14 protein-coding genes and 1 tRNA gene are annotated in these 14,192 nt (G+C 37.5%); 11 read left to right on the top strand and 4 right to left on the bottom strand.

Annotation, left to right across the window (positions count from 1 at the left end; genetic code table 11):
* Window positions 1-93 precede the first annotated feature (93 nt).
* The 6 genes from G6W45_RS03615 (at window position 94) to G6W45_RS03590 (ending at window position 6,972) form a co-directional block, all read left to right on the top strand.
* Window positions 94-2,718: a valine--tRNA ligase gene (locus G6W45_RS03615; RefSeq protein WP_194167548.1), complete on the top strand. Its 2,625-nt coding sequence runs from the start codon at window positions 94-96 to the stop codon at window positions 2,716-2,718.
* A complete protein-coding gene (locus G6W45_RS03610) occupies window positions 2,718-3,674 on the top strand; it encodes an ATP-binding cassette domain-containing protein (protein WP_194167547.1) in 957 nt (318 codons plus the stop codon). Before G6W45_RS03615 ends, G6W45_RS03610 begins: the two co-directional genes overlap by 1 nt.
* Window positions 3,674-4,348, top strand: a complete 675-nt coding sequence (locus tag G6W45_RS03605; protein ID WP_194167546.1) for a methionine ABC transporter permease — start codon at window positions 3,674-3,676, stop codon at window positions 4,346-4,348. The genes G6W45_RS03610 and G6W45_RS03605 overlap by 1 nt, the downstream gene beginning before the upstream one ends.
* 257 nt (window positions 4,349-4,605) lie before the next feature.
* Entirely contained in the window at window positions 4,606-5,388 is a 783-nt protein-coding gene (locus G6W45_RS03600) for a MetQ/NlpA family ABC transporter substrate-binding protein (protein ID WP_194167545.1), read from the top strand.
* A 76-nt stretch (window positions 5,389-5,464) separates the two neighbouring features.
* Window positions 5,465-6,244: a MetQ/NlpA family ABC transporter substrate-binding protein gene (locus tag G6W45_RS03595; RefSeq protein WP_021091343.1), complete on the top strand. Its 780-nt coding sequence runs from the start codon at window positions 5,465-5,467 to the stop codon at window positions 6,242-6,244.
* 137 nt (window positions 6,245-6,381) lie between these two features.
* Window positions 6,382-6,972: a DedA family protein gene (locus G6W45_RS03590; RefSeq protein ID WP_194167544.1), complete on the top strand. Its 591-nt coding sequence runs from the start codon at window positions 6,382-6,384 to the stop codon at window positions 6,970-6,972.
* A gap of 72 nt (window positions 6,973-7,044) precedes the next feature.
* Here the strand turns inward: G6W45_RS03590 and murI are convergent, their stop codons facing one another.
* Window positions 7,045-7,833: a glutamate racemase gene (murI, locus tag G6W45_RS03585; RefSeq protein ID WP_194167543.1), complete on the bottom strand. Its 789-nt coding sequence runs from the start codon at window positions 7,831-7,833 to the stop codon at window positions 7,045-7,047.
* Window positions 7,834-7,925: 92 nt separating this feature from the next.
* Here murI and G6W45_RS03580 point away from each other — a divergent pair, with 92 nt between their 5' ends.
* Complete coding sequence (locus G6W45_RS03580; protein ID WP_103619258.1) at window positions 7,926-9,086, top strand: FtsW/RodA/SpoVE family cell cycle protein; 1,161 nt, start codon at window positions 7,926-7,928, stop codon at window positions 9,084-9,086.
* Window positions 9,083-10,105, top strand: coding sequence for an undecaprenyldiphospho-muramoylpentapeptide beta-N-acetylglucosaminyltransferase (murG, locus tag G6W45_RS03575; protein ID WP_194167542.1), 1,023 nt, complete (start codon window positions 9,083-9,085; stop codon window positions 10,103-10,105). Before G6W45_RS03580 ends, murG begins: the two co-directional genes overlap by 4 nt.
* Here murG and G6W45_RS03570 read toward each other — a convergent pair.
* Together G6W45_RS03570 and G6W45_RS03565 are read right to left on the bottom strand one after the other, a co-directional pair.
* Window positions 10,097-10,831 carry a hypothetical protein gene (locus G6W45_RS03570; protein ID WP_021091403.1) on the bottom strand — a complete coding sequence of 245 codons (735 nt, stop codon included), beginning with the start codon at window positions 10,829-10,831 and terminating at the stop codon, window positions 10,097-10,099. The genes murG and G6W45_RS03570 overlap by 9 nt on opposite strands.
* A gap of 72 nt (window positions 10,832-10,903) precedes the next feature.
* Window positions 10,904-10,980, bottom strand: a tRNA-Arg gene (locus tag G6W45_RS03565).
* Between the two features lie 110 nt (window positions 10,981-11,090).
* Between G6W45_RS03565 and G6W45_RS03560 the strand changes: the two genes are divergently transcribed.
* The 3 genes from G6W45_RS03560 to G6W45_RS03550 are packed head-to-tail and all read left to right on the top strand — an operon-like array spanning window position 11,091 to window position 12,938.
* The gene (locus G6W45_RS03560; RefSeq protein WP_054196631.1) at window positions 11,091-11,276 is read left to right on the top strand and encodes a hypothetical protein; all 186 of its coding nucleotides are present in this window, start codon (window positions 11,091-11,093) and stop codon (window positions 11,274-11,276) included.
* A gap of 50 nt (window positions 11,277-11,326) precedes the next feature.
* Entirely contained in the window at window positions 11,327-12,157 is an 831-nt protein-coding gene (locus G6W45_RS03555; RefSeq protein WP_194167541.1) for an adenylosuccinate lyase, read from the top strand.
* A gap of 37 nt (window positions 12,158-12,194) precedes the next feature.
* Entirely contained in the window at window positions 12,195-12,938 is a 744-nt protein-coding gene (locus G6W45_RS03550) for an RNA polymerase subunit sigma (RefSeq protein ID WP_194167540.1), read from the top strand.
* On the opposite strand, the gene G6W45_RS03545 is transcribed toward G6W45_RS03550, so the two are convergent.
* Window positions 12,939-14,189: an RNA polymerase factor sigma-54 gene (locus G6W45_RS03545; protein WP_242039057.1), complete on the bottom strand. Its 1,251-nt coding sequence runs from the start codon at window positions 14,187-14,189 to the stop codon at window positions 12,939-12,941.
* Window positions 14,190-14,192: the final 3 nt, after the last annotated feature.

Raw genomic sequence — 14,192 nt, 5'->3', positions numbered from 1 at the left:
GCCCCAAGCCCATATTTCCCCACTTTTGCAAAGATTTTTTTAAACAAATTTTAGATAACATTAAGCATTTTTTAAACGAAAGAGGAAACAAAAGTGGCAGAATTTTACAATGCAAAAGAGACAGAAGATAAATTTTATAAAATTTGGGAAGAACGCGGATACTTCGAGATAGACGCAAACAAAGATATCCAAAAAGATGGACGTAAATTTTGCATTATGATGCCACCTCCAAACGTGACTGGCTCGCTTCACATCGGACACGCCCTAACCTTCACACTCCAAGATATCATGACTCGTTACAAGAGAATGGACGGCTATAAGACACTTTGGCAGCCAGGACTTGACCACGCTGGCATCGCCACTCAAAATGTCGTTGAAAAGCAGCTTTTAGCTCAAGGCATCAAAAAAGAAGAGCTTGGACGCGAGAAATTTGTAGAAAAAGTGTGGGAGTGGAAAGAAAAAAGCGGTGGCATGATCGTACATCAGATGCGAAAGCTTGGCATCACTCCGGCTTGGTCACGCCAGAGATTTACCATGGATGAGGGCCTAAGAAAAGCTGTTAAAAAAGCCTTTGTAAATTTGTACGACAAAGGGCTGATCGTTCAGAAAAACTACATGATAAACTGGTGTACACACGACGGCGCGCTTTCTGACATCGAGGTCGAACACAAAGAAAATAAGGGCAAGCTTTATCATTTGAGATACTATTTTGCAGACAAGCCAAGCGAATTTGTTGTAGTGGCTACAACCCGTCCTGAAACCTACTTTGGCGACACCGCCGTAATGGTAAATCCAAACGACGAGCGCTATAAAAATTTAATCGGCAAAAAAGTGGTGCTACCTATCATAAATAGAGAGATAGAGATCATCGCAGATGAGCACGTTGATATGGAGTTTGGAACGGGCCTTGTTAAGGTCACACCTGCACACGATCAAAACGACTACGAGGTTGGAAAAAAGCACAACCTTGAGTTTATCACTGTCTTTGATGAAAAAGGCATTTTAAACGACAAGTGCGATAAATTTGCAGGTCTTGAGAGGCTTGAGGCTAGAGATATCGTAGTAGCTGAGCTTGAAAAACTTGGCAATGTTGAGAAGATAGAAGACTACGAAAACCAAGTTGGTTACTGCTACCGCTGCAAAAACGTCGTCGAGCCATACATCTCAAAGCAGTGGTTTGTCAAAAAAGAGATCGCAGACGAGGCGATACAAAAGGTATCAGAGGGCCTTGCTAAATTTTACCCACCGCACTGGATAAACAGCTTTAACGCGTGGATGAGAGAGCTAAGAGACTGGTGTATCTCACGTCAGCTTTGGTGGGGACATCAAATTCCAGTATTTTACTGCGATGAGTGCGGTTATATGTGGGCTGATGAGGGAGAGCCGTGCGAGTGTAAAAAGTGTAAAAGTAAAAACATTCACCAAGATCCAGACGTGCTAGATACATGGTTTAGCTCCGGTCTTTGGCCATTTAGCACACTTGGCTGGGGCAATGAAAATGAGCTTAAAAATGAAAAATGGTTTGAGGGAGACCTCGCCGAGTTTTATCCAAACAACCTACTAATCACTGGCTTTGATATATTATTTTTCTGGGTTGCTAGGATGATGTTTCAGGGTGAAAATGCCCTTGGTAAGTTGCCATTTTACGATATCTATCTGCACGCGCTTGTAAAGGATGAATTTGGCAGAAAGATGAGCAAGAGTCTTGGCAACGTCATCGATCCGCTTGATAGTATAAATGAGTATAGCGCCGATATATTGCGCTTTACGCTAACTCTTCTAGCCGTTCAAGGACGCGATATCAAGCTAAGCGACGCCAAGATGAAGCAGGTAAGAAATTTCACCAACAAGCTTTATAATGCGAGCAAATATCTCATGCTAAATGAGAGTAAATTTGAAAATTTAGAGGATATCAAACTTCAAACAAAGCTTGGAATTTATATGAATAGCCGCTTTAACGAGTGCGTGAGAGAGGTGCGCGAAAACATCGACGCTTACCGCTTCAATGACGCAGCAAACACACTTTATAAATTCCTTTGGGATGAGTTTTGTGACTGGGGCATCGAGCTTAGCAAGGCTGATAAAGCGAGCGTAAAAGAGCTTGGAAGTATATTTAAAGAGACGATGAAGCTGCTAAACCCTTTCATGCCGTTTCTTTCAGAGTATCTATTTCAGGAACTTAGCGGCACACAGCTTGAAAACGCAAAATCAATAATGGTGATGAGCTACCCAGAGGTAAAAGAGCGAAATTTAGATGTTGAGAAGAAATTTGAGCTAGTTATCGAGGCAATCGTGGCTATTCGCCGTGCAAAAGCGACTATCGATCTTGGCAACTCAAAGATAGAAAAAGCCTTTGTTAAATTTAATGAAAAAATAGATCTAGACGAGGTTAAAGAGTACATCAAGCTGCTTGCAAAATGCGAAGAGATCGGCTTTGTAGATGAGAAAATCGAAAATTCAATAAGAGACGTGAGTGAAAATTTAGAGTCATTTGTCCCGCTTGAAGGGCTTGATATGAGCGGTATCATCACAAGACTAAGGTCTCAAAAGACAAAGCTTGAAAAAGAGATGGCCAAACTCTCAGTCATGCTAAATAACCAAAATTTCGTAGCAAACGCACCAAAAGAAGTTATAGAGACAAACAAAGAGGCTTTGCAAAGCGCTGAGGCTAAATTTAAAAAAGTATGTGAAGAATTAGAAGCTCTTGGAGAAAAATAGTGATAAAGATAGAAAATTTAACCAAATTTTATGGTGATACGCAGATCCTTTTTGATATAAATTTAGAAGTTAAAAAGGGTGAAATTTTTGCTATAGTGGGACACAGTGGTGCTGGCAAATCAACGCTTTTAAGATGCATAAATGGGCTTGAAAGCTATCAAGGTGGCAGCCTAAAAGTCTTTGATAAAGAGATAAAAAATTTAGATGAGACGCAGCAGAGACATTTAAGGCGGGATGTTGGGATGATATTTCAGCATTTTGCCTTGATGGCTAGAAAAAATGTTTTTGAAAACGTCGCTACTCCGCTTAAATTTTGGGGCTATAAAAGCGATGAAACTGAAAAAAGAGTGAGAGAGCTTTTAAATTTAGTCGGTCTTGAAAATAAGGCAAAAAGCTATCCAAGCGAGCTAAGTGGCGGTCAAAAACAGCGTGTGGCGATCGCTAGAGCGCTTGCTTTAAATCCTAAAATTTTATTAAGCGACGAGGCGACCTCGGCTCTTGATCCAAACACGACAAATCAAATTTTAGAGCTGCTTGAGAAGATAAACAAAGAGCTAGACATAAGCGTCGTCATCGTCACGCACGAGATGGAGGTTGTAAAATCGATCGCAAAACGTGCGATACTGCTAGAATGCGGCAAGATCATAGGCTCTGGAAGCATTGAAGAGCTATTTTTAAAGCCAGATGAGAAGATGAAAGAGTTTTTGGGCGAGGTTGAAATTCTGCCAAGCACTGGCACAAATATTAGGCTATTTTTCCCAAAAGAAGTGGCCCAAAATAGCGTGATCACGCATATGGCTAGAAGCCTAAATATCGACTTTAACATAGTTTGGGGCAAGCTTGAAAAGCTAAACGAAAATGTTCTTGGCTCGCTTGTCATAAACATAGATGAAAAAGATAAAGAAAACGTGCTTAACTACATCAAGCAAAGTGGCGTTTTATGGGAGGTCGCTTGATGTTTGGTATTGATTTTTCTAAATTTCCAGATGTATTTTCTAGGATACTGTTGCCAGCTATCGGCGAAACACTATATATGAGCATAGTCTCTACCCTACTCGCCTTTGCCATAGGCCTCATACCTGCGGTTTTGCTCATACTTTCAGACAAAGATGGACTAAAGCCAAACAAGCAGCTTTATTTTGTGCTAGATATCGTTATAAACGTGCTTAGAAGCTTTCCATTTATCATTTTAATCATCGTGCTCTTTCCAGTCACAAAAATGATCGTAGGCACAAGTATCGGCACTACGGCTGCGATCGTTCCGCTAACTATTGGTGCAGCTCCGTTTGTAGCAAGGCTCATTGAAAATGCTCTAAAAGAGATTGATAAAGGCATCATCGAAGCTGCTCAAAGCTTTGGAAGCTCGAAATTTCAGATTATCTTTAGAGTGATGTTTGTAGAGGCGCTTCCTGGCATCATCTCGGCATTCACACTAACTCTTATCGTAAATATCGGCTTTTCAGCGATGGCTGGTGCAGTTGGCGGTGGCGGACTAGGATCTGTCGCTATAAACTACGGATATCAGAGATTTCGCCCAGATATCATGCTCTACACCGTGGTTATTCTTATCATTATGGTTCAAATTTTTCAAGTTTTAGGTAACTACTTATATAAAATTTCTAAAAAATAAGCCTTTGTTTTTATCTGATTTTAAGCTTTTTTCCTTAAAATTGCCAAATTAATTTTAGCTGAAAGGACAAAAGATGAAATCAGATATGTGCCAGATGTGCCGCCTACTAAAAAACGCGTCGTCGAAAGACTAATCTCTAAGCACAGAATTTCTTTTTAAGTGCTTAGAAATAGCTTAAGCGCTTAAAAAGAAATTTAACCTTCTAGCTTAAATTTATCCTTTTTTGGTGCTTGGCAAATTTTAAAAAAGGATAACAAATGAAAAAACTACTTCTTACCTCTTTAGTTGCCCTAGGCCTTAGCGTTAGCGCAAATGCTGCTGACAAATCAAAAACAATAATCGTTGGTGCTACACCTATCCCACACGCTGAAATTTTAGAGGTTGTAAAGCCTATTTTAGCAAAAGATGGCTACGCACTTGAGATCAAAGAATTTAACGACTACACCACACCAAACCTTGCGACAGAGGATGGCGACCTTGACGCAAACTTCTTTCAGCACATCCCATATCTTGAAGAATTTAACAAAAACAAAGGCACTCACCTTGTAAAAACAGTTGGCGTACACCTCGAGCCAATGGGCGTTTATTCTAAAAAGATCAAAGGCATAAAAGAGCTAAAAGATGGCGCAGTTGTCTCTATTCCAAATGACCCAACAAACGAGAGCCGCGCACTTGACATCATAGCAAGTACTGGACTTATCAAGCTAAACAACAACCCACTAAAAACTCCGCTTGATATAGTTGATAACCCTAAGAAACTTAAATTTGAAGAGATCGAGACTGCTCAAGTGCCAAGAACGCTTGATGACGTTACTATCGCAGTTATCAACACAAACTACGCTCTAAATGCAAATCTCAATCCAACAAAAGACGCGCTTGTGATCGAGAGCAAAGATAGCCCATACGTAAACTATGTAGTTGTTAAAGCTGGTAACGAGAATAGCCCTAAAACTAAGGCTCTTGATAAAGCGATCAACTCACCAGAAGTTAAGAAATTTATCGAGACAAAATATAACGGCGCTATTATCCCAGCGTTTTAATTAAATTTATAAAAAGCGACGTAAAAGCTTTTACCTTTTTAGCGTCGCTTCAAATCAAATCAAAAAAGGAAAAACAATGAAATTTATAAAACTTTTAACCGCATCTTTAGTTGCTCTAAGCCTTCACGCAGCCGACAAGGACCACACTATCGTAGTTGGCGTCTCGCCAGTACCACACGCTGAAATTTTAGAATTTGTAAAGCCAAAGCTAAAAGATAAAGGCTATGACCTTGTTATCTCTGAAATTTCAGACTACTCTATCCCAAATGTCGCAACAGAAGATGGCAGTTTGGATGCAAATTTTTTTCAGCATTTACCATATCTTGAAGAGCAAAACAAGGCTAGAGGCTTGCATCTTGTAAGTGTTGCAAATGTCCATGTCGAGCCACTTGGCTTTTACTCTAAAAAGATAAAAAACATAAAAGAGTTAAAAGATGGTGCAAAAGTTGCGATCGCTTACGATCCATCAAATGGCAATAGAGCACTTAGAATTTTAGAAAAAGCTGGCCTTATCGAGATCGATAAAAATGTGAAAGTTGCAACTATAAATGACATAACTAAAAATTCTAAAAATTTACAATTTGTAGAGCTTGAGGGTGCTCAGATACCAAGAACGCTTGATGATGTCGATATCGCTGCTATTAGCACAAATTTCGTCCTTGACCTTGGTATGAGCGTGGCAAAAGACGCACTTTTGCTTGAAGACGCCAATAGTCCTTACGCTAATATCATCGTCACAAAGGCTGGCAATGAAAATAACCCTAAGATCAAAGCTTTGATTGATGCGGTGCTTAGCCCTGATACTAAAAATTTCATCATTACTCGCTATAAAGGCGAGGTTATACCTGCATTTTAAAAACGGGGCGAGCTTTCGCCCTATTTTGTTTCTAATTTCATTTTGTTTTATAAGCTATAAACTCTCTTTATTTTTGTCAAAAAGCTTAAGCTATGCTTTGCTAAAATGGCTCACTTTAAAATTTTTCAGGAATTTAAATGCTGCATGATGTTATTGATTTTATAGTTGCGAGCGTAAGTAGCTGGGGTTATGCTGGCATATTTATCATGATGTTTTTAGAAAGCTCATTTTTCCCATTTCCAAGTGAGGTCGCAATGATACCGGCTGGCTATTTGGCGCATAAAGGTGAAATGAGTTTAATTTTGGCCTTTCTTGCAGGCACGCTTGGAAGCCTGCTTGGCGCTATTTTTAACTATTATCTTTGCTACTTTTTTGGTCGCGAGATCGTTTTAAAATACGGCAAATTTGTGGGAATCACTCACGAAAAAATGGATAAATTTGAAGCATTTTTCAATAAACACGGCGAAATTTCTACATTTAACTCACGTCTGATTCCTGGCATTCGCCAATACATCAGCCTACCAGCTGGACTTGCCAAGATGAATATATTTAGATTTTGCCTATTTACCACTCTTGGAGCTGGGATTTGGTGTGCTGTTTTGCTTGGAGTTGGCTATTTTCTAGGTTCAAATCCTAGCAAACAGACACTTTTATTGATCACGATCACTCTTTTGGCTGTAGTTGCTGTAATAAGTGTGGTTTATATAATAAGGCAAAGAAAAGCCTAAATACATATAAAAATATGTAAAATTTAGTGTATTTTATAAAATTTTTATTTGTGGTATTTGGTTAGATTTAACCTAGCAAATCGCCCTCATCTTTTCTAGATGGGTTAAATTTCTTGAAATTTTATCTAGCTCAAATTTACTGAATACTTCATCACCAGAATAGAAAAATCTAACTTTTGGGACTTGATCTAAAGTAGAAATTTTTAGTCCAAGCTCACTTATAAGGCGATTTATTGTCCCTTCGTTGCCATCAATTATGCTTATATTTGACGGCAAAATTTCTCTTAGGCTATCTTTAAAATAGTTAAAGTGCGTGCAGCCAAGCACTAAAAAACCAAATTTGCTTAGATCAAATTTAGCTAACTCTTCTTTTAGATATGATTTTACGTTTTTGGTATCAAATTCCCCATTTTCAGCAAAATTTACAAGGCGCAGTAGAGCAAGTAGCTCAGTTTTATCTTTTGCGTGTAAATTTGCGATCAGCTCTTTTAGTTTTGCACCATTTACGGTGACCGGAGTGGCTATGACAAGCGTTTTTAAGGCATCATCATGGCTTAAGTCATGAGCCTTTTTTACGGCTGGCTCCATGCCGATTATAGGTACATTTAAATTTGCTCTAAGCTCTTTTATCGCTACGCTTGTTGCCGTGTTGCAAGCCACTACAACGGCGTTTGCGCCATTTTCTATAAGAAATTTCACCGCATCAAAGCTAAATTTTAAGATCTCATCCCTGCTCTTTTGTCCGTATGGGACATTTTTAACGTCTGCGTAATATAAAAATTCATGCTCGCTAAGCTTGCTTAAAGCTTCATTTAAGACACTCAGTCCACCAAGTCCTGAGTCAAATATACCTATTTTCATGTCCTTCCTTAAAGCCTGCAATTATAGCAAATAATATCTTTGTAAGCCGTTTTTTATTATACTTTGGCACTTTTTAAACTTGGAGTTAAATTTTGGCAGTTGATAAGATCATTTTCTACCTTTGTTCGACTTTGATCGCTATAAGCATTATTTTTTCACTATCTTTGCCAGTTTTTACGGTTTTATTTTTTAATTACGACGAGTTTCACTTTTTTATCCGCCAATTTATTGTTGGTTGTATCGGAATTTTCATTATGTGGTGGCTCTCTAGGCTCAATCCTGAAAAAACGCTTGTTTGGATAGGGTTTGGCCTTCTTATATCTTGCGGTATCGCCATGGGGCTAATGCATGCATTGCCATCTTCAATGGTGACTGACGCTGGTGGTGCCAGGCGTTGGATTAGGCTACCTGGCTTTTCACTAGCTCCAGTTGAGTTTTTTAAAATCGGTTTTGTCTACTTCTTGGCTTGGAGTTTTACTAGAAAATTTAGTGAGGGCAAAAGGACCTTGCTAGATGAGATTAAGATACTTATGCCTTATATTATTCTTTTTGGTGTTGCTATCTTTCTTATTGCTGTTATGCAAAATGACCTTGGTCAAGTGGTCGTGCTAGCACTTACATTTGTGACGATGGCACTTTTTGCAGGAGCAAGCGCGAGACTTTTTAGCATCGGTATCTTAGGAGCTGCTTTTGTTATGACAGTAGCGATAATCAGCTCTGAGCATAGAATTTTACGTATAAAATCATGGTGGGGCACGATACAAAATATGGTGCTTTCTTTCTTGCCTGACAGCGTTGCAGATGTATTAAGAGTGGCTGATGCGCCAGAGCCATATCAAATTTCTCACTCATTAAATGCTATAAAGCATGGCGAATTTTTCGGCGAAGGGCTTGGCGCTGGTATCTTTAAGCTCGGCTTCTTAAGCGAGGTTCATACTGACTTTGTATTAGCTGGTATCGCTGAAGAGGTCGGTGTATTTGGTATTTTGTGTATAGTAGCTATATTTATAACGCTACTTTATAGAATTTTTAGAATTTCAGCTAGAAGCGAAAATAAGGTCTATCATCTATTTACGCTTGGTGTCGGGCTTATCTTATCGTTTTCATTTTTAATGAATAGCTATGGTATCACATCGATCACGCCTATTAAAGGTATTGCTGTGCCATTTCTTAGTTACGGCGGTAGCTCTGTGCTTGCGATTTGTATCGGTATCGGTATGGTTTTGATGGTTAGTAAAAGGGCAAAATTATGATTGTTATTTGCGGTGGAGGTACTGGTGGGCATTTAGCTATTGCAAGAAGCTTTTGCGAGGAGCTAAATAGACGAGATATTAAGCCTATATTTATCGGCTCAACTAGTGGGCAAGATAAATTTTGGTTTGAAAATGACGAGAATTTTTTACAAAAATTTTTCTTACCAAGTAGTGGCGTAGTAAATAAGAGAGGCTTTGCTAAACTAAAATCACTAACAAATATCGTAAATCTTGCTTTAAAATGTAGAAAAATTTTTAAGCAAAATGACGTTAAGGTAGTCATTAGCGTTGGTGGCTATTCAGCAGCTCCAGCAGCTATTGCAGCCATTATCTCAAAAGTACCACTTTTTATCCACGAACAAAATGCTATAATGGGCAAATTAAATAAAATTTTAAAGCCTTATGCAAAAGGCTTTTTTAGCTCTTATGATGAAGCTTCGCCCTACCCTTATCCCGTAGCAAAGAAATTTTTCGATAGTGCAAGAATGAGAGAGGAGCTAAAGACTATTTTGTTTTTAGGAGGCTCGCAAGGTGCAAAAGCGATAAACGAGCTAGCTATAAATTTAGCTCCATATCTTAAAGAAAAAGGCATAAATATAATTCATCAATGTGGTAAAAACGGCTTTGATGAACTTAAAAAAAGATATGATGAATTTGGCTTTAATGAAACGAATTTAGAAATTTTTGAATTTAGTAAAGAGATAGAAAATAAGATGAGCAAGGCTGACCTTGCCATATCAAGAGCAGGAGCTAGCTCGCTTTGGGAGCTTTGTGCAAACGCTCTTCCATCTATCTTTGTGCCATTTCCTTATGCCGCTGGTAATCATCAGTTTTATAACGCTAAATTTTTAAAAGATAAAGGCATTGCTGAAATTTGCTTGCAAAATGGAGAAATTTTAGACAAAGACGAAGTTATAAGAATGATAGAAAATTTTGATCTAAACAAAAGCAGTAAAGCTCTAAAAGAGATCCTTTTGCCAAATGGAGCAAAAGAGATAATTGATAAAATTTTAAACTAGCTCCTCGCCTATCGCACAAGCTTTTAGTTCTTTTAGCTCAAAGATCAAGTAATGATAAATAAGCTCATTTGTATTTAAAATTTTTGCACTAAAGACTGGTTTTATCATAGTTATTATCTTATCAGTTATACCCGCGATCTCCACCAGCAAAAGCTCATCTTTGCGTTGCTTCGCAGCCTTAATACAATTATAAAAGAACGTATAAATTATCTTAAAATTTTGCAAAATAACATTTGAAACTATCCTAGAATGAATATGCAAAACATTATGTATACGCTCTTGTAGAGTATTTAGCTCCGCAAGTAGTGATTTTATTTGAGTAGTATCTGTTGTCCTAGAAAAGAGATTTTTTGCTTTATTTTTGTTTTGTATTTGATACTCTGCCACTAAAATTTCTATTATATTTAAAATGGCGACATAGCTTTCTTGTAAATTTTCATTTGCCTTAAAGCTCACGCCATTTTTCTCAATTTTATAATTTAAGCTTCTCTTTATCTGCTCCAAATAAGTACTAATGTTTTCATAATAGTCCTCTGTATTGAAGACACTTTTAAAGAAATCGCTTTCACCTTTTAAATTTGTAAGCTTTTTTTTAAGTTCATCAGCATTTTTATTAAACTCAACAACCCCAACTGCCAAGCCGATCTCGTGTTCACTATTTTGTTCTAATGCTGTCAAACTTTCTTTTAGTACCGAAATTTGTTTTTGAATATTTTGAAAATCCATTTTTTCTCTTTTAATTTTTTTGCTTATTTTACTATAAAAATCATGAAGTTTTGTCGTTAAGAATTAAAAAGATGGTGCGCCCGAGAGAATTCGAATCTCTGACCTTTTGAACCGCAATCAAATGCTCTATCCAGCTGAGCTACGAGCGCACAAGAAAGTTAAGTCGAGATATTAGCCAAACTTTCCTTAAAGAAAAATTGTATTCATTTTAATTTTATAACTGTTTTAGTAAAATCCGATAAAAACAAAAGGAGCAAAAATGAATGATTTTTTCGATAGTTTAAAAGAGATAAAAAAAGAACTTACTAAAGAGCAAGGTGAGATCAAAAAAACTCAAAAAGAAGCCGTTTCTCATACAAAAGAAGAGGCGATCTCGTATAAAGAAAATAAACTAAAAAACGAATTTGCAGAGTACATTAAAGGCCAAGATATAAGAAAAATATAAATTTGGAATGCTTATTGCTAAAACATGTAATATTTTATGTGGAGTAGGCAATGAAAGTTACGCAAACATTAGAATCTCTAAGCATTTTAACTGATAATGACACTTTGTTTCGTGAGCTTAGAGATATGATAAGCAGAAATTTTACAAAAATTTTATCTAATAAAAATAAGGTTATTTCGTTTTATGAAGAGAGCGAAATCCCGCAACGCAAGTGCTTTTTAAAATTTATAAAAAAACTTTATGAAAAGCAAAGCGATGATAAACTCGATATTCGTTTTGCAAACTATAAAACCATAAAGCTTGGCTTTGTTCAAAAAAATACCCTAACCCCTGTCATTAGCCTAAATGTAAATTTTGTAAAAAATGAAGTCAAATTTGAGCTAAAAGATGCACTTTGCAGAGATTTTGCTAGCTATATCAGCGAGAGTCTAGTAAAAAGTAATATTGCCTTTAGCAAAAATGATGATTTTTTAAACATCACCATCTCAAATGACAACGACATAAACACATTAAATAAACTACTCTACAAAAGAAGCTATCCAAAATTTAGCGTAAATTTTATCTATGATGAAAAAGACTACAAAGCCTTTAAACAAGGCATAAAAATAAAAAGCTCATCTAAATTTGTAAGCAGATTTTCTGTGCTTGCAAATTTGCTTGAGAAAAATTTTGAGATTTTGGGTTGCAAAAAAAATGATGACTTTGAAACTATCAGACAAAGCTATCTTTCACTCGTAAATATCTATCACCCAGATAGGCACGCCAACAAAAATCCTCTCATACAAGAAGAATACGCAAAGAAATTTAAAAATATTCAATCTGCTTATGAGAGCCTAAAACCATACTTTAAAAATCAAGAAAATTTTGTGATGGTTGGCTAGAGCACGGCTTGCCACAAGGGCTATTAAGGGAGCAAAAATGAATGGTGAAATGTTTAATATATGCGCCATTATTGTTGCTGCAAAGCAGGGCATAAAGTCAAATTCTCCTATCCTATATAATGGCACTAACTACGAAAATAGTATAAATTTTCACTTTCTCTCAGGCCATAGAGCAAATGGCGTAAATGAGTGGTTTGAGCACGCATTAAAACTTGGATTAAGCGATGTAAGACTTACTGCAAATTTAACTGGCTCATCAGATGAACGTTTATTGCTTAGCTTTTCAAACTCTACCGCAAAATCGATCATCTGCATTTTTAAAGAGCACATGAGCTGCTTCGTGCCCTACTGGAAATACAACAAAGATCAAAGAGGCTGGGACATAATATATAAAGAATTTAGTCTTGAAAAAGATGTAAATTTAGAAAATTTTAGCGACAACACAGAGGCTTTTATGGCCATACTTACTAAGATAGCGGCCTTTGCAGATGAGATAGAGTGTGAGAATTTTGGTGAGTGTTTTTGCAGGGCATTAAAATCACTTAGATCTTCAAGCAATGATAATCAAAAGATATTTAATGCACCGCTTATGCCAAAGAAAAATTTAGCCCTTTTTGCTGCGGCAAGCTTGGCTGATGTCTTTGGTGGTATGAGCTCTTGGAACGACGATGCAGCGGGCATGGCGCAATATAAAAAACGTGGCAAAGAGTACGAAGAGCTTAGTAATGAGCTTTTTACGCAGATGCGTAAGGCCATACTTTTTGCTGTAAATGAGTGGTAGTTAGCCGTTTATCTGATAGACTCTTTTTCGCTGGCTTGAGCTGCCGATGTTTAGAATTTTGCGGTATTTTGTGATAGTTCGGCGAACGATTTGGATGTTAAATTTAGTTTGGATTAGCTCTTGAATTTTTAGATCAGAAAGTGGCTTTTTGTGGTCTTCGCCTTTGATGAGCTCTAGTAAAAATTCTTTTATTGCAGCGTTTGAGGTCTCCTCGTCAAAGCCAGTTGAAAAGAAATTTTTAAGTGCGACCGTACCTCTTGAGCAGCTTAAATATTTATTCGCGATCGCCCTTGAGATGGTTGAAGGGTTACGCCCAAGCTCGTCTGCTAGGTCTTTTAGCTTCATAGGCTTTATGTCGCCGCCCAAGAAGTAGTCATACTGATACTCAACTATCATGAGCCCTATTTTATAAAGCGTCGCTTTTCTCATCTCAAGGGCGTCAATTAGCTCGCTTGCCTCTTTTATGCGCGAGCTTACAAAGGCCTCTTTCTCGTCTAGCCCCTCGGTATCGACTAAAATTTCTGGATAGTACTCGTCATTTATCTGCACGCTTATGCCACTACTTGTGCTTAGCACGAAGATGTCAGGTACTGCTTCTTTTTCGTCCTCAAGGTACTCAATAGCCGGTGGATTTTTAAATTTCTTTATGATCTTTAGCGCGTCGTCGTAAAATTTAAGCTTTCTAAGTTTTTCTATATTTTCAAAATTTAAGATGATCTTTTTTGCGCACTCTATGATCTCATCGCTTGCTTCTGCCTCGCCAAGCTGAAATAAAAAACTCTCTTTGACATCTTTTGCACCCACGCCACAGGGCTCAAGGTAGGCAAATCTCGCCCTAACCCGCTCCACCTCGCCCTCATTAAAGCCAGCAAAAATTTCATCATCATAAGAAAAATAACCCTCATCGTCCAAACACTCGATGATCTTATATGCGATATCTTGAGACTTTTGCGTGGGGAAAAGTGGCGGATTTATCTGGCTAACGAGCTTTTCATAGAGGCTTTCTTTATAGATGCTTAAAGCCTCGATGCTCTCGCTAACCGAGTTTTTGCTAACCTGCTCGAAAAAATTTCGCTTTTTCTCGCTTTTTTCTAAATTTTTATGCTCAATTGTGGCAAATGGATTGTCTTTTATAAAAGGCTCAAGCGTCTCTTTTAGCTCATCAAGCCCGCTTTGAAGTATAGGAAGCCAACTTCGTAGCGTTTGGTTTAGCTTAATCTTTGGCGCTAAAGTTTGCTTTTGCCTTAGCATCAT

It is taken from the genome of Campylobacter concisus, from assembly GCF_015229955.1.
GTDB lineage: Bacteria > Campylobacterota > Campylobacteria > Campylobacterales > Campylobacteraceae > Campylobacter_A > Campylobacter_A concisus_AT.
Note: the sequence above shows the minus strand (reverse complement) of the source record. Positions and strands in the feature narration are given on the sequence as shown.

What these genes read in the sequence shown, in the direction of transcription:
- G6W45_RS03605 (WP_194167546.1), top strand. Translation starts at nt 3,674, where the DNA reads ATGTTTGGTATTGATTTTTCTAAATTTCCAGATGTATTTTCTAGGATA.
- G6W45_RS03600 (WP_194167545.1), top strand. Translation starts at nt 4,606, where the DNA reads ATGAAAAAACTACTTCTTACCTCTTTAGTTGCCCTAGGCCTTAGCGTT.
- G6W45_RS03595 (WP_021091343.1), top strand. Translation starts at nt 5,465, where the DNA reads ATGAAATTTATAAAACTTTTAACCGCATCTTTAGTTGCTCTAAGCCTT.
- G6W45_RS03590 (WP_194167544.1), top strand. Translation starts at nt 6,382, where the DNA reads ATGCTGCATGATGTTATTGATTTTATAGTTGCGAGCGTAAGTAGCTGG.
- murI (WP_194167543.1), bottom strand. Translation starts at nt 7,833, where the DNA reads ATGAAAATAGGTATATTTGACTCAGGACTTGGTGGACTGAGTGTCTTA.
- murG (WP_194167542.1), top strand. Translation starts at nt 9,083, where the DNA reads ATGATTGTTATTTGCGGTGGAGGTACTGGTGGGCATTTAGCTATTGCA.
- G6W45_RS03570 (WP_021091403.1), bottom strand. Translation starts at nt 10,831, where the DNA reads ATGGATTTTCAAAATATTCAAAAACAAATTTCGGTACTAAAAGAAAGT.
- G6W45_RS03560 (WP_054196631.1), top strand. Translation starts at nt 11,091, where the DNA reads ATGAATGATTTTTTCGATAGTTTAAAAGAGATAAAAAAAGAACTTACT.
- G6W45_RS03555 (WP_194167541.1), top strand. Translation starts at nt 11,327, where the DNA reads ATGAAAGTTACGCAAACATTAGAATCTCTAAGCATTTTAACTGATAAT.
- G6W45_RS03550 (WP_194167540.1), top strand. Translation starts at nt 12,195, where the DNA reads ATGAATGGTGAAATGTTTAATATATGCGCCATTATTGTTGCTGCAAAG.
- G6W45_RS03545 (WP_242039057.1), bottom strand. Translation starts at nt 14,189, where the DNA reads ATGCTAAGGCAAAAGCAAACTTTAGCGCCAAAGATTAAGCTAAACCAA.